The sequence below is a fragment of the Helicobacter pylori genome (assembly GCF_030323545.1).
Lineage (GTDB): Bacteria > Campylobacterota > Campylobacteria > Campylobacterales > Helicobacteraceae > Helicobacter > Helicobacter pylori_CO.
This window is the reverse complement of sequence record NZ_CP122954.1, coordinates 1487667-1510677: the sequence shown is the minus strand read 5'-3', so window position 1 is coordinate 1510677 and position 23011 is coordinate 1487667. Positions and strand designations below refer to the sequence as shown.

18 protein-coding genes, 1 other RNA gene and 1 pseudogene are annotated in these 23011 nt (G+C 39.7%); 13 read left to right on the top strand and 7 right to left on the bottom strand.

What is annotated here, in order from left to right; genetic code table 11:
- Complete coding sequence (locus QAP06_RS07220) at positions 1-2364, top strand: VirB4 family type IV secretion/conjugal transfer ATPase (protein ID WP_286465630.1); 2364 nt, start codon at positions 1-3, stop codon at positions 2362-2364.
- 30 nt (positions 2365-2394) lie between these two features.
- Here QAP06_RS07220 and ffs read toward each other — a convergent pair.
- Positions 2395-2492, bottom strand: an RNA gene (gene ffs / locus QAP06_RS07215) — signal recognition particle sRNA small type.
- Positions 2493-2666: 174 nt separating this feature from the next.
- Between ffs and QAP06_RS07210 the strand changes: the two genes are divergently transcribed.
- The 3 genes from QAP06_RS07210 (at position 2667) to nspC (ending at position 6287) form a co-directional block, all read left to right on the top strand.
- Positions 2667-4007, top strand: coding sequence for a COG3014 family protein (locus tag QAP06_RS07210; RefSeq protein WP_286467638.1), 1341 nt, complete (start codon positions 2667-2669; stop codon positions 4005-4007).
- Positions 4008-4107: 100 nt separating this feature from the next.
- On the top strand, positions 4108-5073 hold the full coding sequence (gene cheV1, locus QAP06_RS07205) for a chemotaxis protein CheV1 (RefSeq protein ID WP_000785445.1): 966 nt from the start codon (positions 4108-4110) through the stop codon (positions 5071-5073).
- Complete coding sequence (gene nspC, locus QAP06_RS07200; RefSeq protein WP_286465628.1) at positions 5070-6287, top strand: carboxynorspermidine decarboxylase; 1218 nt, start codon at positions 5070-5072, stop codon at positions 6285-6287. Before cheV1 ends, nspC begins: the two co-directional genes overlap by 4 nt.
- 9 nt (positions 6288-6296) lie before the next feature.
- On the opposite strand, the gene lpxE is transcribed toward nspC, so the two are convergent.
- The 4 genes and pseudogenes from lpxE to QAP06_RS07180 form a co-directional block, all read right to left on the bottom strand.
- On the bottom strand, positions 6297-6830 hold the full coding sequence (gene lpxE, locus QAP06_RS07195; RefSeq protein ID WP_286467633.1) for a lipid A 1-phosphatase LpxE: 534 nt from the start codon (positions 6828-6830) through the stop codon (positions 6297-6299).
- 49 nt (positions 6831-6879) lie between these two features.
- Positions 6880-8445 carry a phosphoethanolamine--lipid A transferase EptA gene (gene eptA, locus QAP06_RS07190; protein ID WP_286465627.1) on the bottom strand — a complete coding sequence of 522 codons (1566 nt, stop codon included), beginning with the start codon at positions 8443-8445 and terminating at the stop codon, positions 6880-6882.
- A gap of 384 nt (positions 8446-8829) precedes the next feature.
- Positions 8830-10892: pseudogene (gene sabA / locus QAP06_RS07185) on the bottom strand (Hop family adhesin SabA/HopD).
- Between the two features lie 599 nt (positions 10893-11491).
- On the bottom strand, positions 11492-12772 hold the full coding sequence (locus QAP06_RS07180; RefSeq protein WP_286465626.1) for a citrate synthase: 1281 nt from the start codon (positions 12770-12772) through the stop codon (positions 11492-11494).
- Between the two features lie 196 nt (positions 12773-12968).
- On the opposite strand from QAP06_RS07180, the gene icd reads away from it, so the two are divergent.
- The gene (icd, locus tag QAP06_RS07175; RefSeq protein WP_000323979.1) at positions 12969-14246 is read left to right on the top strand and encodes an isocitrate dehydrogenase (NADP(+)); all 1278 of its coding nucleotides are present in this window, start codon (positions 12969-12971) and stop codon (positions 14244-14246) included.
- 68 nt (positions 14247-14314) lie between these two features.
- Positions 14315-14842, top strand: a complete 528-nt coding sequence (locus tag QAP06_RS07170) for a DUF1523 family protein (protein ID WP_286465625.1) — start codon at positions 14315-14317, stop codon at positions 14840-14842.
- On the opposite strand, the gene bioD is transcribed toward QAP06_RS07170, so the two are convergent.
- The gene (bioD, locus tag QAP06_RS07165) at positions 14819-15475 is read right to left on the bottom strand and encodes a dethiobiotin synthase (protein ID WP_286465624.1); all 657 of its coding nucleotides are present in this window, start codon (positions 15473-15475) and stop codon (positions 14819-14821) included. The genes QAP06_RS07170 and bioD overlap by 24 nt on opposite strands.
- Before the next feature lie 3 nt (positions 15476-15478).
- Entirely contained in the window at positions 15479-17245 is a 1767-nt protein-coding gene (locus tag QAP06_RS07160) for a hypothetical protein (protein WP_286465622.1), read from the bottom strand.
- 108 nt (positions 17246-17353) lie between these two features.
- On the opposite strand from QAP06_RS07160, the gene QAP06_RS07155 reads away from it, so the two are divergent.
- Genes QAP06_RS07155 through QAP06_RS07125 form a run of 7 tightly spaced genes read left to right on the top strand, consistent with a single transcriptional unit; the run spans position 17354 to position 23005 of the window.
- Entirely contained in the window at positions 17354-17767 is a 414-nt protein-coding gene (locus QAP06_RS07155; protein WP_001023008.1) for a universal stress protein, read from the top strand.
- A gap of 22 nt (positions 17768-17789) precedes the next feature.
- Positions 17790-18065, top strand: a complete 276-nt coding sequence (locus tag QAP06_RS07150; RefSeq protein ID WP_000784933.1) for an ATP-dependent Clp protease adaptor ClpS — start codon at positions 17790-17792, stop codon at positions 18063-18065.
- Positions 18065-20290 carry an AAA family ATPase gene (locus QAP06_RS07145; RefSeq protein ID WP_286465621.1) on the top strand — a complete coding sequence of 742 codons (2226 nt, stop codon included), beginning with the start codon at positions 18065-18067 and terminating at the stop codon, positions 20288-20290. The genes QAP06_RS07150 and QAP06_RS07145 overlap by 1 nt, the downstream gene beginning before the upstream one ends.
- A complete protein-coding gene (gene panD / locus QAP06_RS07140; RefSeq protein ID WP_140478563.1) occupies positions 20280-20633 on the top strand; it encodes an aspartate 1-decarboxylase in 354 nt (117 codons plus the stop codon). Before QAP06_RS07145 ends, panD begins: the two co-directional genes overlap by 11 nt.
- Before the next feature lie 2 nt (positions 20634-20635).
- Positions 20636-20938, top strand: a complete 303-nt coding sequence (locus tag QAP06_RS07135; protein WP_000347926.1) for a YbaB/EbfC family nucleoid-associated protein — start codon at positions 20636-20638, stop codon at positions 20936-20938.
- The gene (locus tag QAP06_RS07130; protein WP_140547967.1) at positions 20938-21942 is read left to right on the top strand and encodes a PDZ domain-containing protein; all 1005 of its coding nucleotides are present in this window, start codon (positions 20938-20940) and stop codon (positions 21940-21942) included. The genes QAP06_RS07135 and QAP06_RS07130 overlap by 1 nt, the downstream gene beginning before the upstream one ends.
- Positions 21943-21949: 7 nt before the next feature.
- Positions 21950-23005 carry a type IV secretion system protein gene (locus QAP06_RS07125; RefSeq protein ID WP_286467626.1) on the top strand — a complete coding sequence of 352 codons (1056 nt, stop codon included), beginning with the start codon at positions 21950-21952 and terminating at the stop codon, positions 23003-23005.
- Positions 23006-23011 lie beyond the last annotated feature (6 nt).

Below are 23011 nucleotides of genomic sequence, written 5' to 3'. Positions count from 1 at the left end.
ATGTTAGAAAAGCTTTTGAGCGCTATCAAACAAAAAGTTTCAAATTATTTTTTAGGGGTTTTGCCTAAAAGCTATTCTATGAGCGAAGAAAACAACCTTTTAGGCTTGTATGATGAGCATTTCTTGCTCACTAAAAACGAAAACTTAGTGGGAATTCTCCGTTTAGAAGGGGTGAGTTACACCCATTTAAGCACAGAGCAATTGCAAGATCTCTTCACCGAGCGCCAGATGGCGTTGGATTCTTTAGAAAAAGTCGTGGCACGCCTTGTGGTTAAAAGGCGTAAAATGGATCACCAACAAAACATTCAAGCTGACTCTAAATACTTGCAAGCGATTTTGAATCAATTTGAAAACAAAGAAGTGTATGAAAATCAGTATTTTTTAGTTTTAGAAAGCACGCATTCTTTGCAGGGCGTTTTAGAGCATAAGAAAAAATCCATAATGCATGCCAATAGGGAAAATTTTAAGGACATTCTCTCTTATAAAGCGCATTTTTTACAAGAAACTTTAAAAAGTTTAGAAATCCAGCTCAAAAACTATGCCCCCAAACTCTTAAGCTCTAAAGAGGTTTTGAATTTTTATGCGGAATACATTAACGGGTTTGACCTCCCTTTAAAGCCTCTAGTAGGGGGGTATTTGAGCGATAGCTATATCGCTAGTTCTATCACTTTTGAAAAAGATTATTTCATTCAAGAAAGCTTTAATCAAAAAACCTATAACCGCTTGATTGGCATTAAAGCTTATGAGAGCGAGCGCATCACTTCTATAGCGATCGGAGCACTTTTATACCAAGAGACGCCACTAGATATTATCTTTTCTATAGAGCCTATGAGCGTCAATAAAACGCTGAGTTTTTTAAAAGAACGGGCCAAATTCAGCATGTCCAATCTCGTTAAAAACGAGCTGCTAGAATACCAAGAACTAGTCAAAACCAAACGCCTATCCATGCAAAAATTCGCCCTAAACATTCTTATCAAAGCCCCTAGTTTAGAGAATTTAGACGCTCAAACAAGCTTAGTTTTAGGGCTTTTATTTAAAGAAAATTTAGTGGGCGTTATAGAAACTTTTGGCTTGAAAGGGGGGTATTTTTCCTTTTTCCCTGAACGCATCCATTTAAACCACCGCTTGCGTTTTTTAACTTCTAAAGCATTAGCGTGTTTAATGGTGTTTGAAAGGCAAAATTTAGGTTTTAAGGCTAATTCATGGGGGAATAGCCCTTTGAGCGTGTTTAAAAATTTGGATTATTCCCCTTTTTTATTCAATTTCCACAACCAAGAAGTGGACCACAACAACGCTAAAGAAACCGCTAGAGTGAACGGGCATACTTTAGTCATAGGGGCTACTGGAAGCGGTAAAAGCACGCTGATTAGCTTTTTAATGATGAGCGCTTTGAAATACCAAAACATGCGCCTTTTAGCTTTTGACAGGATGCAAGGGCTGTATTCTTTCACAAAATTTTTTAAAGGGCATTACCATGACGGCCAATCTTTTAGCATCAACCCCTTTTGTTTAGAGCCTAATTTGCAGAATTTAGAATTTTTGCAATCCTTCTTTTTGAGCATGTTTGATCTTGCCCCTTCAAGAGATAAAGAAGCCTTGGAAGACATGAATGCGATTTTTAGCACGATTAAGAGCCTTTATGAGACCTTATACCCTAAAGCTTTTAGTTTGCTAGACTTTAAAGAAACGCTTAAAAGAACCTCATCTAACCAATTGGGCTTGAGTTTAGAGCCGTATTTGAATAACCCCCTTTTTAACGCTTTGAATGACGCACTCAATTCCAACGCTTTTTTAAATGTGATAAACCTAGATACCATCACCCAAAACCCTAAAGACTTAGGGCTTTTAGCCTATTACTTGTTTTATAAAATCTTAGAAGAATCCAGGAAAAACGACAGCGGCTTTTTGGTTTTTTTAGACGAGTTTAAATCCTATGTGGAAAACGATTTGCTGAACACTAAAATCAACGCTTTAATCACGCAAGCCAGAAAAGCTAATGGCGTGGTGGTGTTGGCTTTGCAAGACATTTACCAATTAAGCGGGGTTAAAAACGCCCATAGTTTTTTAAGCAACATGGGGACTCTCATTTTGTATCCGCAAAAAAACGCTAGGGAGTTGAAACACAATTTCAATGTGCCTTTGAGCGAGACTGAAATTTCTTTTTTAGAAAACACCCCTTTATATGCCAGGCAGGTTTTAGTCAAAAATCTGGGTAACGGGAATTCTAACATGATTGATGTGAGTTTGGAAAGCTTGGGGCGTTATTTGAAAATCTTTAATTCGGATTCTAGTCATGTGAATAAAGTGAAAGCGTTACAAAAAGACTACCCTACAGAGTGGCGTGAGAAACTTTTGAAGAGTTAGTTTAAAAAAGTCAATATCATTTTGAAGCACTCCTATTCAGATGGCTAAGGCACACAAGAAATTAGGGGACTCTGCTGTATTCCTACCCTGAAGCGTTACCCTAAATTCCTATTGCATAGGTCTAAATAAGAGCTTAGGGATCATTTTAGCCATAAAAAGCTTATGTTTTCATTAAAAATGTTATGATACGCTCAAACTAGTCAAGCAAAAAAATGTCAATTAAAAGGGTTAGATTGAAAAGATTCGTTCTGTTGATGTCGGTAATTTTAGGAATATCATTAACAGGTTGCATAGGCTATCGTATGGACTTAGAACATTTTAACACGCTCTATTATGAAGAAAGCCCTAAAAAAGCTTATGAATATTCCAAACAATTCACTAAGAAAAAAAAGAACGCTCTTTTATGGGACTTGCAAAACGGCTTGAGCGCTTTATACGCAAGAGATTACGAGACTTCTTTAGGGGTATTAGATCAAGCCGAGCAACGCTTTGATAAAACCCAAAGTGCTTTTACAAGAGGGGCTGGTTATGTGGGCGCTACCATGATTAATGATAACGTGCGCGCTTATGGGGGGAATATTTATGAGGGCGTTTTAATCAATTATTACAAAGCGATAGACTACATGCTTTTAAACGATAGCGCGAACGCTAGGGTGCAATTCAACCGCGCGAATGAACGCCAGCGCAGGGCTAAAGAATTTTATTATGAGGAAGTTCAAAAAGCCATTAAAGAGATCGATTCTAGCAAAAAACACAACATTAATATGGAACGCTCTAGGGCAGAAGTGAGCGAGATTTTAAACAACACCTATTCTAATTTAGACAAATACGAAGCTTATCAGGGCTTACTTAATCCGGCGGTTTCGTATCTTTCAGGGTTGTTTTACGCTTTAAATGGGGATAAAAATAAGGGGTTAGGCTATCTTAATGAAGCCTATGGGATCAGTCAAAGCCCTTTCGTGGCTAAAGACTTGGTTTTTTTCAAAAACCCTAATAGGAGCCATTTCACTTGGATCATCATTGAAGATGGCAAAGAGCCGCAAAAAAGCGAATTTAAAATTGATGTGCCTATTTTTATGATTGATTCGGTTTATAACGTGAGTATAGCCTTGCCCAAGCTAGAAAAAGGGGAAGCGTTTTATCAAAATTTCACTCTTAAAGATGGAGAAAAAGTAATGCCCTTTGACACTTTAGCCTCAATAGATGCGGTGGTCGCCAGCGAGTTTAGGAAGCAATTGCCCTACATTATCACCAGAGCCATTTTATCGGCTACTTTTAAGGTGGGCATGCAAGCGGTGGCGAATTATTATTTGGGGTTTGTTGGAGGGCTAGTAACTTCGTTGTATTCAGGTGTTAGCACCTTTGCAGACACCAGAAACACGAGCATTTTTGCCCATAAAATCTATCTTATGCGCATCAAAAATAAAGCCTTTGAAAATTATGAAGTTCAAGCTGATTCTATTGACGCTTTTTCGTTTTCATTAAAGCCTTGTAAAAGATCGCTTGAAAACCCCAAAGTCATTGACGCTAGGGAATTGCTTTCTGGGTTTGTAACAGCCCCACAAATCTTTTGCTCTAACCGCCATAATATTTTATATGTGCGCAGTTTTAAAAACGGGTTTGTTTTGAATCGTTTAAAATGATTTAAAAAACCCCCAAAGATAGTTTTTAAGTGTCATTGGCATTAAACACAAACACGATATAATTATAAAACGATACGAAAACCTAAATTAAGGGGAAGTCATGGCTGATAGTTTAGCGGGCATTGATCAAGTTACGAGTTTGCATAAAAATAACGAGTTGCAATTGTTGTGTTTCAGGCTGGGTAAAAACAAGGATTTGTATGCGGTCAATGTCTTTAAGATCCGTGAAGTGGTGAAATACCATGGCAATCTCACTATCATCAGCCACGAAAACAATTCGCTCGTTGAGGGGCTAATCATTATAAGAGAGCTCACCATTCCCTTGATTGATATGAAAAAATGGTTTTATTATGACAGCCAAAACAAAAACAAGGATTTACGCCCTTATAGGATAGAAAAAGACAAGGGCGAAGATGATATTGTTATGATTTGTGAGTTTTCTCGCTGGACCATAGGGGTTAGGATCTATGAAGCGGATAGGATTTTGAGCAAGAAATGGACTGAAATGGAGCAAAGCGCTGGGCTAGGGGGATCTGCAGGCAATAACAAACTCGTGAGCCGCACGCGCTATTTTGACGGGCGCTTGGTGCAAGTGGTGGATATTGAAAAAATGCTTATAGATGTGTTCCCTTGGATTGAAGATGAAAAACACAACGATTTAGAGACGCTTTCTAAAATCCATTCTAACCAATGCGTTTTACTCGCTGATGACTCCCCAAGCGTTTTAAAAACCATGCAAATGATTTTAGACAAGCTAGGCGTCAAGCATATAGATTTTATCAATGGTAAAACCTTATTAGAGCATTTATTCAACCCAACAACCGATGTGGGTAATATTGGTCTTATCATCACCGATTTAGAAATGCCAGAAGCGAGCGGTTTTGAAGTGATCAAACAGGTTAAAAACAATCCTTTGACTTCAAAAATCCCCATCGTAGTCAATTCTTCTATGAGCGGTAGTTCTAATGAAGACATGGCCAGGAGTTTGAAGGCCGATGATTTCATCTCCAAGTCTAACCCTAAAGACATACAGCGGGTGGTTAAGCAATTTTTGGAATCAGCATGAAAAAATACAGCACTATCCCCACCCCTTGCTATGTGCTAGAGAGCGAACGCTTAGAAAAAAACGCCAAGATTTTAGAAATCGTGTGCCAGCAAAGCGGGGCAAAGGTTTTGCTCGCTTTAAAAGGGTATGCGTTTTGGCGTGAGTTTGGGATTTTGAGGCAAAAATTGAACGGGTGTTGCGCGAGCGGTCTTTATGAAGCTAAGCTCGCTTTTGAAGAATTTGGGGGGCGAGAGAGCCAGAAAGAAATTTGCGTTTATAGCCCGGCTTTTAAAGAGGCTGAAATGAGCACGATTTTACCCCTAGCGACAAGCATTATTTTTAACTCTTTTTACCAATACGCTGCCTATAAAGACAGGATTTTAGATAAAAACAAGCAATTAGAAAACTTGGGCTTAAGCCCCATTAAAATGGGTTTGAGGATCAACCCTCTCTACAGCGAAGTAACCCCAGCGATCTATAACCCATGCTCTAAAGTGAGCCGGTTAGGGATTACGCCTAGCGGATTTGAAAAGGGAGTCAAAGAGCATGGGTTAGAGGGGGTGAGCGGGTTGCATTTCCATACGCATTGCGAGCAAAACGCTGACGCTTTGTGCCGGACTTTAGAGCATGTGGAAAAGCATTTCAGGCCCTATTTAGAAAATATGGCGTGGGTGAATTTTGGTGGGGGGCATCATATCACTAGGAGCGATTATGATGTGAATTTGCTCATCCAAACGATTAAGGATTTTAAAGAGCGTTATCATAATATAGAAGTGATCTTAGAGCCTGGGGAAGCCATAGGGTGGCAATGCGGGTTTTTAATCGCAAGCGTGATAGACATCGTTAAAAACGATCAGGAAATTGCGCTTTTAGACGCTTCTTTTAGCGCTCACATGCCCGATTGCTTAGAAATGCCTTATCGCCCTAGTATCCTTAAAATTTCCGTAGAAAATGATGAAGAGCTTGTTGAAGTTGAAAGGGGCGAAAATCAAGGGGCGTTTTCTTACTTTTTAGGCGGCCCTACTTGTTTAGCGGGGGATTTTATGGGGAGTTTTAGCTTTGATGCGCCTTTAAAAAGGGGCGATAAAATCGTGTTTCAAGACATGCTCCATTATACGATTGTCAAAAACAATTCGTTTAATGGCGTGCCGCTCCCAAGCCTGGCTAGATTGGATCAACAAGGTTTTAAAATCCTTAAAAACTTTTCTTATGAAGATTATAAAAACAGGAATTAAGGCTTTTGATTAAGGCTTTTTGGGGCTTGTAAAAAGGCTCACGCACAACATCCCGATACCAAGCCCGGCCAACACCGCGCCAATGGTGTGCATGTCTAAATAAATGCGAGCGAGCATGGTTAAAGGGACTAGGGGCAAGAGCCACCAGTATTTTTTAAAAGAATAGCGGCGCATTAAAAACGCCACCGCCAAACCCACCATAGACGAATGCCCGCTTGGCATGTTGAAATTACCCCCATAAGGGCGTTCGCCCAAACGCTGATCATTAATCGTTACATGGTTTAAGGCTCTTTTGGTGGTGTGCGTGAGAATAGTTGTAGCGATAGAGGCGTTAGCGACTTGAAAAAGCCCTATCGCATCTCTTTGAATCAAGGGAATCGCCACAGATAAAATCGTGGGGATAAAGCGCGCGTAATGCTCGGTGAAATGAAACACCAAAGGCACGCTATGCTGTTTAGGGACTTTTGGGAAAGGCGCAAAAACGCCTAGTAAAATCAAACCCAAACTGAGCACTAATAAAGTTTTAGAAAAGCTTTTGGGCAGGCTTTCACAAAATTTTTGTTTAAATAAGAATCTTTTCATGCGTGTTATTTTACTCTTTTTTGTGTTTAAGCAGATCTAAAGAAGGGCGATAAACAACGCTTGGGTTTTTAAAATCCAAAAACACCCCTAAAACGCTATGGAAAATCACATTTTGATTGATTGGGGTTTGGGTTTGAATGATGGAATGCTTCTCTTTGAAAGACTCATTAGCATAAACGATAAAGGGGATCTCGTATTGTTCTTTGGGAGCGATGCTTTTAGGAATGCCATGCAAATAGAACGCTTCTTCGCCCAAACTTTCGCCATGATCGCTCAAATAGATCATTAAGGCGGGCTGCTTGGCGTTTTTGAGCATGCTAATGATTTTGTCTAGCAGGTAGTCGTTGTAAAAAATGGTGTTGTCATAGGCGTTAATCACGCTTTCTTTGGAGCAAGAAGATAAATCAGCGCTTGAGCAATAGGGCTTAAACACCCTAAAATTTAAAGGCACTTTATTGTCGTAGTTGGGGCCATGCGAGCCTGCAAGGTGTAAAATGAGTAAGACATTTTCATTAGAGTGTTCTTTTAAAAGGTTAGGCAAATTATAGAGTAAGGATTCATCATAAGGAGCGATCGCTTCACAATTGGGGCATTTTTGAATCAATTCATAGTTTTTAAGATAGCTTGTAACCTTAACATTCTTTTCGCCATCGTTCGCACTATACCAAAAGACTTTGATACCGGCTTTAGTCAAGTAAGTGGGCAAATTTTCATAAGCGTTGTTTTTAAAAGAAGAATCTAAAATGCATTCCAAACTCGCTGTCGTGTAAGTGGCGCAAGAAGTGGCGTTAAAAAGGGTGAGTTCATGATTTTCTAAGCGTTTGCTTAGTCTTGGGGTGGTGGGTTTTTGATAGCCATAAAGGGCGTAATTGTGTTTCCTGGCGCTTTCGCCAATGACTAGCACCACAAACGAATGAGAATGATTGGGCGAAAAAAGAGGGAGCGGTTTGATAGTGGGGGCGAAAAATTTAAGAGCGCTCACTCTAAAAGCGTTCACGCTATAAGCGAAGGGCAAGATTAAGCCCCCTATGAATTTCGCATGCTTGTCAAACCACAGCCAATTTTTAGCGTTAGCTAAAGCGCTAGCGATAAAGATAAACACTAACGCTAAGATCGCTAAAAAGGGCGCTTTTTTAGAAGAATTTTTAAGGGGGATTTTATAGATGACATAGCCAGGCAACACCCCAAAAACAACGATAAAAATGAATAACTTAACGCTCAAAAAGCCTAAAATCTCATGCGTATTGGTGTTTAAGACATTATCCATCATGCTCTTATTTAAAAACACCTTATAAGCGCTAATGAAATAGAAAGCGATGGAATTGAGCCAACTAAAAACCATCGCGCTTAGGCGCATCAAATTAATAGAGATCAAACCTAATCCCAAAAAAAGAGCGCCATTAACGCAAAAAAGCACCACAACCATCATGGCTATAAAACTGACTTGGTTGCTTTCTTTATAAACATAAGCGAACAAAGGGAAATGGTATAAAACGCCAAAAATAAGGCTATAAAGCAAACCGGCTTGCAGACAACTCAGGGGTTTTAAAAACTTCAGATGGAATAATGATGCCAAACACGCCCCTTAAAATCAATCAATCTTAGGATTATATCGTAGGTATGGGGATTTTATGGTTTATTTTAAGGGTGGAAAGTGCATTTTTTAGGGTGGCTTGCATTTAAGAGTTTTAAAGCGTGTTTGTTGTAGGATTTCACCACGCCCCATAGTTAGGGTGTGGGGCAAATAAGAAAGCATGCCATGAAGCTAAAAGTGGGAAGCGTAAAAATAGCAAACGCTCTTTCAAACGATTATGCCTTGAAATTTCTTTTTCTTGGTTTAAGGTAGTGTTTTTGATAAAACGCTAATTTGTGAAAAGATTAAAAAGAGTTAAAAGAAAAGCCAGTTAAAGAAGTGGGTTAAACCCCCCTAAAAAGAGGGTTTAAAAAGGGGTTTAATGCTTTAGTAAGCAAACACATAATTGAGATACACGCTATAAAGCCTTCTGTATTGCAAGGTAGTGCCTAGCAAAGAATAGTAATTCGTGTTGATTGTGGGGATCTTCACGCCTAATTCCATGCCATGTTGCACGGAATGATCAGCGCCTCTTCTCTTATTTCTAGCGAGATTGGTCCTTAAGCCCAGATTGAATAAGAATTGGAAGTTAGAGGTGTTGATTTTGGCCTTATAGTAATTATTCACATTCGCCAAATTCACGAATTGAGAATTAAGCCATGAAGTCCCAGCTAAGGCGATCCCACCAAATGCGCCAAAAGAAATCTTATTGTGTTTAGTGGCTTTATCGTTGATGAAGTTCACTAACAAATCGCTCCCCACGCCATAAGTCCAAACATCAGAAGAGGCGTTGAAAAATTGGGATTTGTTATAGGTGTGGTTGTAATCCACAAAGCCGTAGTATCTCGCGCCCCATCGTTTGTTTTTCCCAAAGAATTGCTTATAGCCCACTTGAAAGCCGATCCCATTCATCGCGCCGTTATTGGTGGTAGAAGCAGCGATGAGCCCGGCGCGTCTGAAAGGGTTACTGCCTAATTCTTGAGTCCTAGATTGCACTTGAGAATGGATGTTGGAGTCAATGTAGTAGTTATCCTGTATACCTTGCGGGCTGTTAGGGTTAGTTTTTTTGCTCACCACATTTTGTAAAGATTGAGCGTCAGGCAAGCTTGAAACGGCCGCTGTGATGCTGTCATAGTGTTCGCCTAGCTTTTTATACTGGCCGCTGAAATTCGCTAAAGTGTAGGCGATGTTTCGCGCGTTATGGATTCGCTCCTCTTGATTACCAAAATGAGCGATGCTGTCTTTTAGACTCGTTAAGGTCTCTCCCACATACGCGCAGCCTGTAGCGAAGGTGTCTTTAGTTACTGTGCCTAGCGGTGTGCCGTATGTGCCACCATTATAGGGCTTATAGCATGATGCCAAAAATTCATCTCTAAAGGTTTGAGAAATAGTTTCAAGGTCCTTCACCACTTGTTGGGCGCGGTTTAAAATCTCCGCTTGTGCTTTGGCGTTAGCGAACATGCTTTGGGCGAAGTTGGCGTCTTTATAGGGGTTGAATGCTTTCCCGGTGTCTAGGTTGTGCTGGTTTTGTGAGTTTGCAGCAACGATTTTGGATTGCTCTACGACTATTGTAGCGTTTTTGATCACGTCTTGAATCGCACTGATTTCAGTGTCAAAGATTTCACACGCATTCCCACCTTTTTTAATGTTCCACGACGCACCGCCTAATTCACCCTCTCTGTTATTGACCCATGGGCAATTTTGCGTGAGAACATTCATTATCGTTTGAGCTTGAGTTAAAAGATTGTGGGCATTATTAGTAACATTCTTAGTCTCATTAGTATTTTGATTTTGACTATTACTTTTTGTGATTATTTTGACTTCCATTGTTGTATTTGTGTTACTCAAAACGGGAAGCCCTTCTTTAGGATTGCCCTTAAAAGCCGTTTGAATGATTTGATAAGCTTCATTGAGTTTTTTAAAGTTTTCAATGGATAGAGGACCACTGATTCCGGCTTTATACGGATCTAGACCACTACCACCACAAGTAATGTGATCTGAACTGTGTCCCGGTTGGTTGTTAAAGGTTTCACTGCCTGTTTTTTTATTCCATTTGCTTCAGTATAACCTCCGCATTGCACATTCCAAGCGATACTATTCCAAAACCCTACCACTGTGTTTAAGGCTAAAAGCACCGCTTGATACGCTGGGGAATTCTTTTTATCATCGATTAAATTCTTCGCGCTCGCGTTCAAATTGCTCCTTGCGTTATTGATAGCGTTGGGGTCGGCGGACTGCCTGATGAGGGTGTTTAGGGCGCTATAATTCGTTAAAAGATTGTTCAATCTTTCATAACTATCTGAGAGATCTTGAATGCCTTTGGTGTTTTTCACCATTTGAGCGGATTCGCCGATTTGATAACCCGCACTCACAAAAAAGCCGTTGTCTTCAGCGCTTAAAGCGGAAACTAAAAGCGAACCTAAGGTTAATGACAGAAATTTTTTCTTCATGTTTTCTCCTTTTATTGCTTGAAATAAGATTGATCTTGTCCGTAAATCTTGCGGAAGTGTGTCTTTAAGTAAGAACATAGCGCAAGCTTTCGTTAATATAGTATAAATTAATGGGATTTTGATATTAATTAGGCGTTTTTGTCCTTTCAAAAAAAGGTTTTTGTAGCGTTTCTAAACAAATATTAAACCAATAAAGGTCATTTTAAAAGAAATGAGGTTGTTTGAATGGAGGTAGTGATAAAAAAAGGGTTTTTAACTTTGGTTGTTTTTAGTTTGTTGCAAGAATGATTTCTTAAATTGTAAAAAGGATTTCCTTAAATTTTCTTAAGAGGAGCGTTTTGCAATCATTTTTTCCAAAAACTCAAGGGTTTTTAAAAAGCGGTGGTTTCAATAAAACGCTAATTTATAAGAGCGTTCCCTAAGCCTAAAAACTCAAGGGTTTTTTAAAAAGTAGAGTTATCCTTGAGTTTTGGGGCGTTTGCATGCGGTTATTTAAAAATTACCGCTCGCTTGGTGGGAGACGCTTACTCTTTAAAAAGGCTTTGAGCGTTTTTTAAAACTATCATCAACGCTCTGTTAGGGCAAAATTAGGACAAAGCCTAATCCCCCACATAGACTTGTCTTGGGCGTGTGATCCTGGCTTGCGGGTTTTTGACATGCTCTAAAAGCTGAGCGCACCAGCCTACGGTTCGACCAATGACAAACACCGGCGTGAAAAAACGCACCGGGATTTTTAAAGCCCTTAAAATCGTGCCGGAGTAGAAATCCACATTAGGGTAGAGATTCCTTTCAATGAAATACTCGTCTTTTAGCGCGATTTCTTCCACTTTCGCAGCGATTTCGCTCAATCTCTCGTCCATTTTAACGCCTTTTTGGTGCAGTTCGTCTTTTAGGCCTTTTAAGATTTTTGCGCGCGGATCGTAGCTTTTATACACCCTATGCCCAAAGCCCATGAGTTTGAAACTATCGTTTTTGTCTTTCACGCGCGCAATATATTTATCCACATTTTTCACATCGCCAATTTCTTCTAATTGCAAAAGCACTTTTTCATTCGCTCCGCCATGCAAATGCCCCCATAAAGCGCTAATGCCAGCACTAATGGCTGCATAAGGATGCACGCCGGTGCTAGCGACATTCCTTACTGTGGTAGAAGAGGCGTTTTGGCTGTGATCAGCGTGCAAGGTTAGGATTTTATCAAAGGCTTCCACTTCTAGGGGCGTGATTTCCGCTTCGCCTTGAGTGGTGTGTTTCAATCGGCTATAAGGATACCCTCTTAACATGAAAAGGATATTTTCCACATAAGAGCGTGCGATATCCGGATAAATAATGGGTGCTCCCACTTCATTACGATAGCAAATAGCTGCAAGCGTGGGGATTTTAGCGACAATCCTTCTAGCCATAGTCTGGTAATCTTCTTCAGTGTGCATGTTTTGGTGTGCGGAATAAAGGGTGGATAAAATAGACACGCCACTAGAGAGTTTCGCCATAGGGTGGGCGTTACTAGGGAAAGCTGAAAACATGTTTAACAAGCTCTCATGCACAAAGCTTCTGTGGCGCAATTCTAGTTCAAACTCCAAGCTTTCTTCTTGATTTTGGGGTAATTCCCCTGTGAGGAGCAATTTGCACACATCCACATATTTGTATTTGGCGACTAAATCTTCTATTCTATGCCCTCTGTAATACAATTCGCCTTTTTTGCCATTGACATAGCTTATCGTGGATTTGCACCCGGCGGTGGAAGAATACCCTGGATCGTAAGAAAAAAACCCAGTCGTTCCAAAAAGCTTGGAAAAATCCACCGCTTTAGGCCCACGAGTGCATTCAATCGTTTCAAATTCATAGCGTTCATTATTTTCATTATTGATTAAAGTGACAGACATTTGGCTTCCTTAAATTTTTAGTAATGATAGCACTCCATTATAAGCCAAAAAATTAAATATTTTTTTAAAAACATTGCGTTTTTTCAAGTTATTCCCGATCGCTACTTTTAAACACGCATTCAAAAAAGATTTTTAGAGGTTATATAGTATTTTTGCGCTAGTATAGTTACTCAAATTTTATAAAAAGGACAAAGAGATGGCTTACAACCCTAAAATTTTACAAAAACCTAAAGAGGGCGAAGAAATTACGATTAAAGACAACAAATTGCATGTGCCAAACCACCCCATTATCCCTTTCATTGAGGGCGATGGCATTGGATCAGATATTACCCCGGCGATGATTAAAGTCGTGGATAGCGCGGTTCAAAAAGCGTATAAAGGCGAGAAAAAAATCGCATGGTATGAGGTGTTTGTGGGCGAAAAATGCTATCAAAAATTTAAAGATCACAAAGAATTAAGCCCAGAAGAGCAATGGCTGTTACCGGATACTATTGAAGCGATCAACCATTATAAAGTCTCCATTAAAGGGCCTTTGACCACGCCTATTGGTGAGGGGTTTAGATCTTTAAATGTAGCGTTACGCCAAAAAATGGATCTGTATGTGTGCTTGAGACCGGTTAGGTGGTATGGGAGTCCGAGTCCGGTTAAAGAACCACAAAAAGTGGATATGGTGATTTTTAGAGAAAATTCTGAAGACATTTATGCGGGCATTGAATGGCAAGAAGGCAGCACGGAAGCGAAAAAACTCATTCATTTTTTACAAAATGAACTAAAGGTTAAAAAAATCCGCTTCCCTGAAAGCAGTGGCATAGGGGTAAAACCCATTAGTAAGGAAGGCACAGAGAGGTTGGTGAGAAAAGCGATTGAATACGCCATTGATAACGACAAGCCAAGCGTAACTTTTGTGCATAAAGGTAACATCATGAAATACACCGAAGGGGCGTTCATGAAATGGGGCTATGCGCTCGCTCAAAAAGAATTCAACGCTCAAGTCATTGATAAAGGCCCATGGTGTTCTTTGAAAAACCCTAAAACCGGTAAAGAAATCATCATTAAAGACATGATCGCTGACGCGTTCTTGCAACAAATCTTATTACGCCCTAGCGAATACAGCGTCATTGCGACCATGAATTTGAACGGGGATTATATCTCTGATGCGTTAGCGGCGATGGTGGGGGGCATTGGTATCGCTCCTGGGGCTAATCTCAACGACACAGTGGGCATGTTTGAAGCCACCCATGGCACCGCTCCTAAATACGCCGGGCTAGATAAAGTCAATCCGGGGTCTATTATTTTGAGCGCGGAAATGATGTTAAGGCATATGGGCTGGGTGGAAGCGGCTGATTTGATCGTCTCTGCTATGGAAAAAGCGATTAAAAGCAAGAAAGTCACTTACGATTTCGCTCGTTTGATGGATGGGGCTAAAGAAGTGAAATGCTCTGAATTTGCTAGCGTGATGATTGAAAACATGTGAAAGAGCGTTTTTAAGCTCTGGTGTTTGAATGCGAAAAAAAAAGGCTAATACTATCATAAGGAATGAAGTTGATAAAATTTGTGCGTAATGTGGTTTTGTTCATTTTAACGGCGATCTTTTTAGCGTTCATGCTTTTGGTGAGCTATTGCATGCCCCATTATAGCGTGGCTGTCATTAGCGGGGTGGAAGTCAAAAGAATGAATGAAAATGAAAACACGCCCAATAATAAGGAAGTAAAAACCCTTGCTAGAGATGTCTATTTTGTGCAAACTTACGACCCTAAGGATAAAAAAAGCGTAACCGTTTATCGTAACGAAGACACGCGCTTTGGCTTCCCTTTTTATTTTAAGTTTAATTCGGCTGATATTTCAGCCCTCGCTCAAAGTTTAGTCAATCAGCAAGTGGAAGTGCAATACTATGGCTGGCGGATCAATTTGTTTAACATGTTCCCTAATGTGATTTTTTTAAAGCCCTTAAAAGAGAGCGCTGACATTTCCAAGCCCATTTTTAGCTGGATTTTATACGCTTTGCTGTTAATGGGCTTTTTTATCAGCGCGCGCTCTGTCTGCGCTTTATTTAAGAGCAAAGCTCATTAATTCTTTTAGGCTTTGTTGGAAAATCATAATGGGGTTATTGGAGCGTTTGTTAAAAAGCTCAATATAGGGCAAGCTGATGCTGTGAAAAGCGGCGTTGTTTTCCCTCAAATTGATAGCGATTTTATAGTCTAGTTGGTGGGATTTCAATAAAAAATCATTCAGCAAACAATCATTAATCAAGCCCAAATTGTCATGGCTAATCAAAAGCATTTTGGCTTTTAATTGTAGGGCAAAGTCCAGCATGTTTTCTTCTAAAGTGATAGGCACGCATAGCCCCCCAGCCCCTTCAACGATGACTAAATCGTAAGTTTTGGTGAAATTTTGGAGGCGTTGGATTAAATGATCCGTGTCAATGGGGGCGTTTTGGCTTTCTTCTTGTTGGGCGATGAGGGGGGCTGAAGCTTTAGCGTAACGATAGAATGAAATGTCTTTTAAGGTTAAAGAGCGATCTAAAAGGCGGTTATCTTGCAAGAATAGATGCGCGTCGCTAAAGTGGTTGGTCGCATCATTAACGCCTGTTTCAATGGGCTTTAATAGAATCGTTCTAACGCCACAAGCGTTGCAATATTGGGCTAATAGCCTAGCACATGTGGTTTTTCCGGCATTGGTGTTAGTCGCGCTGATAAAGAGCATGGTTTAACTTTTAAACTGGTAAGCCCCCTCAAAGATTTGAGCTGTCAATACATTTTTGATTTGTGGTAACTTCACATTTTTAAGTGCTTCTCTTGGGACTTCAACCACTAATTGGTTTAAAGCTTGGTCGCTTAAAGGGTTATCAATATCAAAGATGAAACTTAAGATATTGTGTAAAGAGTTATAGGTAACCTTGTCAATCAACGCATAAGTTAGTCTAACGCCCTCTGCTTGCTCTATGGCGGTAACGATGCTTTTAGATAGTCTAGGGCTGATGTTGTTAAGCTGTGTCGCTAAATCTGTCGGTGAGATAAAGCAATAGCCCGCATCGGTGTCTATGGTGTTAGCAAGCACTTTAGCAATCAATGTCCTACTCACTTTTTTACCTTTTAGCATAGCATTGACAACCTTACGCACTTTAATATTGTGGTTATAGCTTGCTCTATAACTTTTGCTTGTGATACATTTTAGTTTTTCTCTCCTAAAGACAGCGTCTCGTTCCCAACTTTCTATCTCATCAGCAAAGAATAACTTTTGATAACCATTAGCCCTAGAACAAGTCTGTCTATCTCTAATACTAGCTTTAACCAAGTCTGCGACCTCTAGTCTTTCATCAAAGTCTATGGGGAGTTTCATAGCGGTTATTTTAGTCTTAACAACCAACTCCTCAAAGGATACGCCATATTTGTCTTTTTCAGGGTGTTTCTTAAAGAAAGTATAAACTTGGTCTTGTAATCTTGTGAGAGCGTTTGGTAAATCACTAGGGGCGGAGAATGTGATGTTATCAAATGTAGCCCATACCTTGCCAATATCATTTGGTAGGGTGCTTACCAATTCCACTTGATACCTGTCGTTTTCAAGCACAATAGCGTTCTCACAATAGCAAATCGCCTCTTGATTAAAATGTCTCCCCAATAGTAGTAATTCGCTCGCCAAATCAAACGATAAACTCATAGGTTGGTGTGAGAATACAAAGAAACTAACTTCTTTGTCTGGGAATAGAGCGTCATCAGTGTTTTCTTTCCAATACCCTGTTACTTGTAGATAACCTAAAAAGTGTCTCTTTTTGTCTAATAAAGATTTTAGCTCTTGTGTTCTTTTAATATTGTCTTTTTGAGTGTAGCGGTATCTTTTGACAAATTTCTCACTAGACATAAAGTCCCTCATTGTGGCTTTGCTGTCTATAAATTTATCAACATAGCCCTCGCCTAACACACTAACCAAAATTTCATAAATCTCTCCAACTAAAGTCGCATATTCAGGGAGAACTTTACCTTGTGGCATAAAGAAGTCTTTAACTTTAATAGGGTGTGTAGCGTTTCCTTTCGCTTGAGCTAAATAAAGCTTTGTTATCTTGTCATTTTTACTAGGTGTCAATCCACTTTTGTAAGCACTCATCAACAAAGCTCTTTGGTCAGCATTAAAGTCTTTAATAAAAGCGTCTTTAAAATGCCTAGTCGCAGAGATAGTTCCAAAAGGTAGTCCGCTTTTGATTTTTTTAAGTATTTGTCCAAGTCTAGTGGCTTCAATAGTAGAGCCTTTAATAGTCTCTGTGTTTTGTTCTCTTTTAAGTCGTGAGAGTTCATCACCAAACGCATCTAATGTCGCTCTTAAAGATAGTCCCTCTTTTACCTTTACTCTAGGTCTAGTTGATTTAGCTAGTCTTTTAGCTTCTAATTCTTTATCAATAGCCTTTGTCAAAGAATAGTCTCTTGTTCTGTTCTCTGTCTTGCCATTTTCAAATTCTAAAAAGTCGTAATTCAATAGCATTTTGTGTCCTTTTTCTAAGCGAGATTGTAGCGCTTTATCTTTGAGCTTTCAGCGGGTCATTAGGGTTTATTTGGTATAATACCAAAACTTCATTTAAGGTTGGTTCTTATGAATATTTTATTTGGGATTAGCGACACGCAAGAATGTTATAACGCTATTAAATTCGCTGTCAAATTAGCCCATTCGCTTAAAGAGGTCCGTTTCACCTTATTGCATGTGAGCATGGAGGTGTTTATTTATAGCGAAAGCGGGATGATGGATTATGGCCAGACAGAAGCCTTGGAAGAAGAAAAAGCTAAGGCTTTGTTAAAGCAATTTGAAGACGCTTTCAAAAAAGAAAATATAGAGTGCGAGAGCGTTCTAAAAAGCGGTGATTTGATTGATGTGGTTTTAGAAATGGCTAAGGATTATGATTTGTTATTGATCGGAGCGAGCGAATCCAATTTGTTGTATCGTTTGTTCATTTCGCACCAAAATAGCCTTGTTGAACAATCCAGTATCCCTGTTGTGATCGCCAAATAGCATGAATAAGCGGCATGAAAGCATGAAAATGTATAACATACCCACCCCCACCATGGTGCAAGTGATCATGGTTGATGACCCCATTACGACAGCGGAATTTGTGATCTCTGCTTTGAGGGATTTTTTTGACAAGTCTTTAGAAGAGGCTCAAGCTCTCACATCAAGCATCCATCGTGATGGCGAGGGGGTTTGTGGCGTCTATCCTTATGATATTGCCAGGCATAGGGCAGCATGGGTTAGGGACAAAGCCAGAGAGCTAGATCTCCCTTTAAAATTATTGGTAGAAGAGATAAGATAATGGCTAAATTCAATCAAGATCTCAATGAAGTCCTAAACCGAGCTTTAAATTTAGCCCTAGATCTTAACCACGCCCTTTGCACCACAGAGCATGTGCTGTTAGTCATCTTAGAACATGAGAGCGGGGAAAAGATTATTGGCGCTTTAGAAAGAGATAACTATGATAAATTAAAACAAATCCTTAAAGACTATTTGTTGCAATACGTGCCTTTAAAGAGCGATCCAGCCAAAATGCCTGCTAGGAGTTTTGTGCTATTAAGAATGCTTAAAAGAATGTATGCGAGTTGTTTTGAGAGCGTGGGCGTGGAAGAACTGCTTATTTTAATGCTGGATCACCCCGATTGTTACGCTTCAAAACTCATGGATAGTTTTGGCATCGCTCGTTTGTATTCTAATCCTGCTTTATTGGATTTGGATAACCATGGTATTCCTAATGACATTAATGATAATGAAGAAGCGCCCAAAAACACTCCCCTAAAAAAATACGCTAAAAACTTGAGCGCTTTAGCCCAAGATAACGCTTTAGATCCAGTCATTGGCAGAGAAGAAGAGATTTTAAGAGTGATAGAAATTTTAGGGCGCAGAAAAAAGAATAACCCGCTTTTAATTGGTGAAGCGGGCGTAGGGAAAACCTCCATCGCTGAAGCTTTGGCTTTAAAAATCGCTCAAAAAGAAGTGCCGGAGTTTTTGCAAGAATATGAAGTCTATTCTTTGGATTTAGCTTTAATGGTGGCTGGGGCGAAATACAGAGGGGATTTTGAAAAACGCTTGAAAAAAACGCTCAAAGAAATCCAACAAAACGGCCGTATTATTTTATTCATTGACGAAATCCACACCCTTTTAGGCGCAGGGAGCAGTAACGCTGGGAGCTTGGATGCGGCGAATATATTAAAACCGGTTCTAACAGATGGGAGCTTGAAATGTTTAGGAGCGACCACTTTTGAAGAATACCGCAGCGTGTTTGAAAAAGACAAGGCTTTTAATAGGCGCTTTTCAGTCATAAAAGTTGAAGAGCCTTCTAAAGAAGCGTGTTACTTGATTTTGAAAAAGATCGCTCCTCTTTATGAAGAACACCACCAGGTGCGTTATGATGAGAGCGTGTTTAAGGCATGCGTGGATTTAACGAGCGATTACATGCATGATAAATTCTTGCCGGATAAAGCGATTGAATTGCTAGATGAGGTGGGATCGAGGAAAAAAATCAGTCCTAAAAAGGGCAAAAAAATCGGCGTTGATGACGTGAAAGAAGCACTCGCTCTGAAGCTTAAAATCCCTAAAATGCGTTTGAGCAACGATAAAAAAGCCCTTTTAAGGAACTTGGAAAAATCGCTTAAAAATAAGATTTTTGCCCAAGCAGAAGCGATTAGTATCGTCAGCAATGCGATTAAAATCCAGTATTGCGGGCTTTCTGCAAAAAATAAGCCTGTGGGGAGCTTTTTATTCGTGGGGCCTAGTGGGGTGGGGAAAACAGAATTGGCTAAAGAGCTGGCCTTGAATTTGAATTTGCATTTTGAACGCTTTGACATGAGCGAATACAAAGAGGCCCATAGCGTGGCAAAGCTCATCGGGAGTCCTAGCGGTTATGTGGGGTTTGAGCAAGGGGGGTTATTGGTGAATGCGATTAAAAAACACCCGCATTGTTTGCTGCTTTTAGATGAAATAGAAAAAGCCCATTCTAATGTGTATGATTTGTTGTTGCAAGTGATGGATAACGCCACTTTGAGCGATAATTTAGGCAATCAGGCGAGTTTTAAGCATGTGATTTTGATTATGACTTCAAATGTGGGGAGTAAGGATAAGGACACGCTAGGGTTTTTTAGCGCTAAAAATACCAAGTATGATAAAGCCGTTAAAGAGCTTTTGACCCCTGAATTACGCTCCAGGATTGATGCGATCGTGCCGTTTAATGCGCTCAGTTTGGAGGATTTTGAACGCATTGTTTCTGTGGAATTAGACAAATTAAAAGCCCTAGCGCTAGAGCAAGACATAACCTTAAAATTCCATAAAGAAGTTTTGAAATTCATCGCACAAAAAAGCTACCAAACGACTTTAGGAGCGAGGGAAATTAAAAAAATCATTCATAATGAAATCAAAACTAGATTAAGCGATATACTGCTCTTGCAATCGCTTAAAAAACCTTGTAAGATCGCTTGCTTGCTAGAAAAAAACCAATTGGTTTTAAAAGAAATCAAGTGCTTGCAAAAGGTGAAAAAAAATGACTTTTGAAATGCTTTATAGTAAAATCCATAGGGCTACTATCACAGACGCTAATCTCAATTACGTAGGCTCGATCACCATAGATGAGGATTTAGCCAAGTTCGCTAAGCTCAGAGAGGGCATGAAAGTGGAAATCGTGGATGTCAATAACGGCGAACGCTTCAGTACCTATGTGATTTTAGGGAAAAAAAGGGGCGAAATTTGCGTCAATGGTGCAGCAGCCAGAAAAGTGGCCATAGGCGATGTGGTGATCATTTTAGCTTATGCGAGCATGAACGAAGATGAAATCAACGCGCACAAGCCAAACATCGTGCTAGTGGATGAAAAAAACGAAATTTTAAAAAAGGGTTAGAGATGGATTTTAGTCAATTGGGTGGGTTAAGCGGGTTGTTAGACGGCATGAAAAAAGAGTTTTCCCAACTAGAAGAAAAAAATAAAGACACGATCCACACTTCCAAAAGCGGTGGGGGAATGGTGAGCGTGAGTTTTAATGGGTTGGGGGAATTAGTGGATTTGCAAATTGATGACAGCCTGTTAGAAGATAAAGAAGCGATGCAAATCTATTTGATGAGCGCTTTGAATGACGGGTATAAAGCCGTAGAAGAAAACCGAAAAAATTTAGCCTTTAACATGTTGGGGAATTTCGCTAAATTGTGATGCTTTATAAAGCCCTTATCGTTTTTATCGCTCTGTTGGGTTTTTTGAATGGCTTAGGGGCTTATGATTTCAAGTATTGTCAGGCTTTTTTTAAAAAAGCGAGCCTTCAAAAAGGGGGCGTGGCTTTAAAAGAACTGCCTAAGGGCGTGTATTTATATTATTCCAAAACCTACCCTAAACACGCCAAAGTCATCAAATCCGATCCTTTTGTAGGGCTGTATTTGTTACAAAGCGCGCCAAGCGAGTATGTTTATACATTAAGGGATTTGGACAAAGACGCCCTTATAAGGCCAATGGCTAGTATAGGGGATAAAGAAGCCACAGAAGTGCGATTATTGGTGGGGCAAAAAGGCTATGATCGCTACGCTCAAATTTCGCAAAAGACTCAAAAAAATGGCGTTATCAGCAATATTTGCTATCAAATGTTAGGGCTAGGGGTAGGGGGGAACGGCTTTATAGAAACGAAATTTATCAAGCGCTTTTTAAACCAACAAGAGCCTTATTATGGGGATATTGGGGTGCGTTTAGAAGAACATCATAAGCGTTTAGTGGTAGCGCAATTTGATCCCTTTTTCCCTAAAAACCCTTTTTTAAAAAACGATGAAATCCTAGCGATCAATGATTACAAGATCCATTCGTTAGCGGAGTTTGAATGGGTGGTGAGCAATCTTTCATACCAAAGCCTTGCCAAAGTGAAAATCAAACGAAACCATCAAATCAAAGAAGTAACGCTCAAAGTCAATAAGCGTTATGGGGGGTTTTTACTCAAAGACACTTTTTTAGAGCGCTATGGCATCGCTTTAGACGAGCGTTTTATCATCACTAAAATAGGCAATCATTTGCCCAAAGGCTTGGATTTTTTAAAGCTTGGGGATAGGATTTTATGGGTGAATCATAAAAGCGTTTCATTCAACCCAAAGGCTTTAAGAGAAGCGTTAAGCGTGCCAAAAATTGAATTATTAGTCTGGCGTAAAGGCTTTGAATTTTACATTAAAGTCCGTTGAAACACTGATGAAAAATGACGCTTATAAAATCATTCTTTCTTGGTTTATCACGCCTCTCACGGCGATTTTAGGGCGTTTCGCTGAATTTTTCCTCTACACCTTGCATGCGCAATTGGTGTTTAATAGCGTGGTCGCTTTGGCGTTCATGCTCTTTGCTTATAGGAGTTTGAAAGAACAGAATTTCTTCAGCGCTAGCGTGCTTTTAGAGGCGTTATTATTTGTGGGGTTTTTTGCGCTCTTTAACTACGCTTTAAAAAATCCCATGCATTTTTATGAATTTTTCCAAAACACTATTTTTATTGCGCCTAACATGATCGCACAAAGCCTCTCTCAAAGCTTGGGTAACTTTTCTAACCACGCGCTTTCTTTAGATTTTATCTTTAACCATGGTTTTTATGCCATTAGCTTTATCAGCGATTTGAGCCATAATGAAATGTCTGTGTGGCTTTTTTTAAGCATTTTACAAGGGCTTTTTTTGAGCGTGCTGTTTGCAATCATCATTTTAGTGTATTTAGAAGTGCATGTGTGGTGCTCTTTAGGGGTGCTGTTTTTAGCGTTTGGGTTTTTTAAAACCTGGAGGAGCGTTGTGATGGCATGCTTAAAAAAATGCTTCGCTCTTGGGTTTTACAAGCCTTTTTTGTTGTTGGTGGGGTTTTTGAATGTTTCGGTTACTAAGGCTTTAATAGACGCTCACATGCAAGAAAAACAAGACTTAAGCCTTTTATTGGTGGTAGCGTTATTTTTGTGTTGCGTTTTTATCATAGGCGTGCCTTTTTTCATCAACGCTTTGTTTAGGGTGCAAAACAGCCTTAAAGAAACTTACAAACTCGCCACCAATTTGAGCGCTAACCTCAGCCAAAACGCCCTTAATTCCTTACAATATATCACGACCTCGCCCGCTCCCTCTAGCGTTTCTACTTCTACAAGCGGTAGCGTTTCTAAAGAAAAAGAAACGCATTCCCCCACATTTAAGGTAGAAACCACTCAATTAGATGTAAAAATCCCAAATTTCAAGCAAAAAAAGGTTAAAAAGGATACAATAAATACAAAAAATGAAATTTAAATAAAT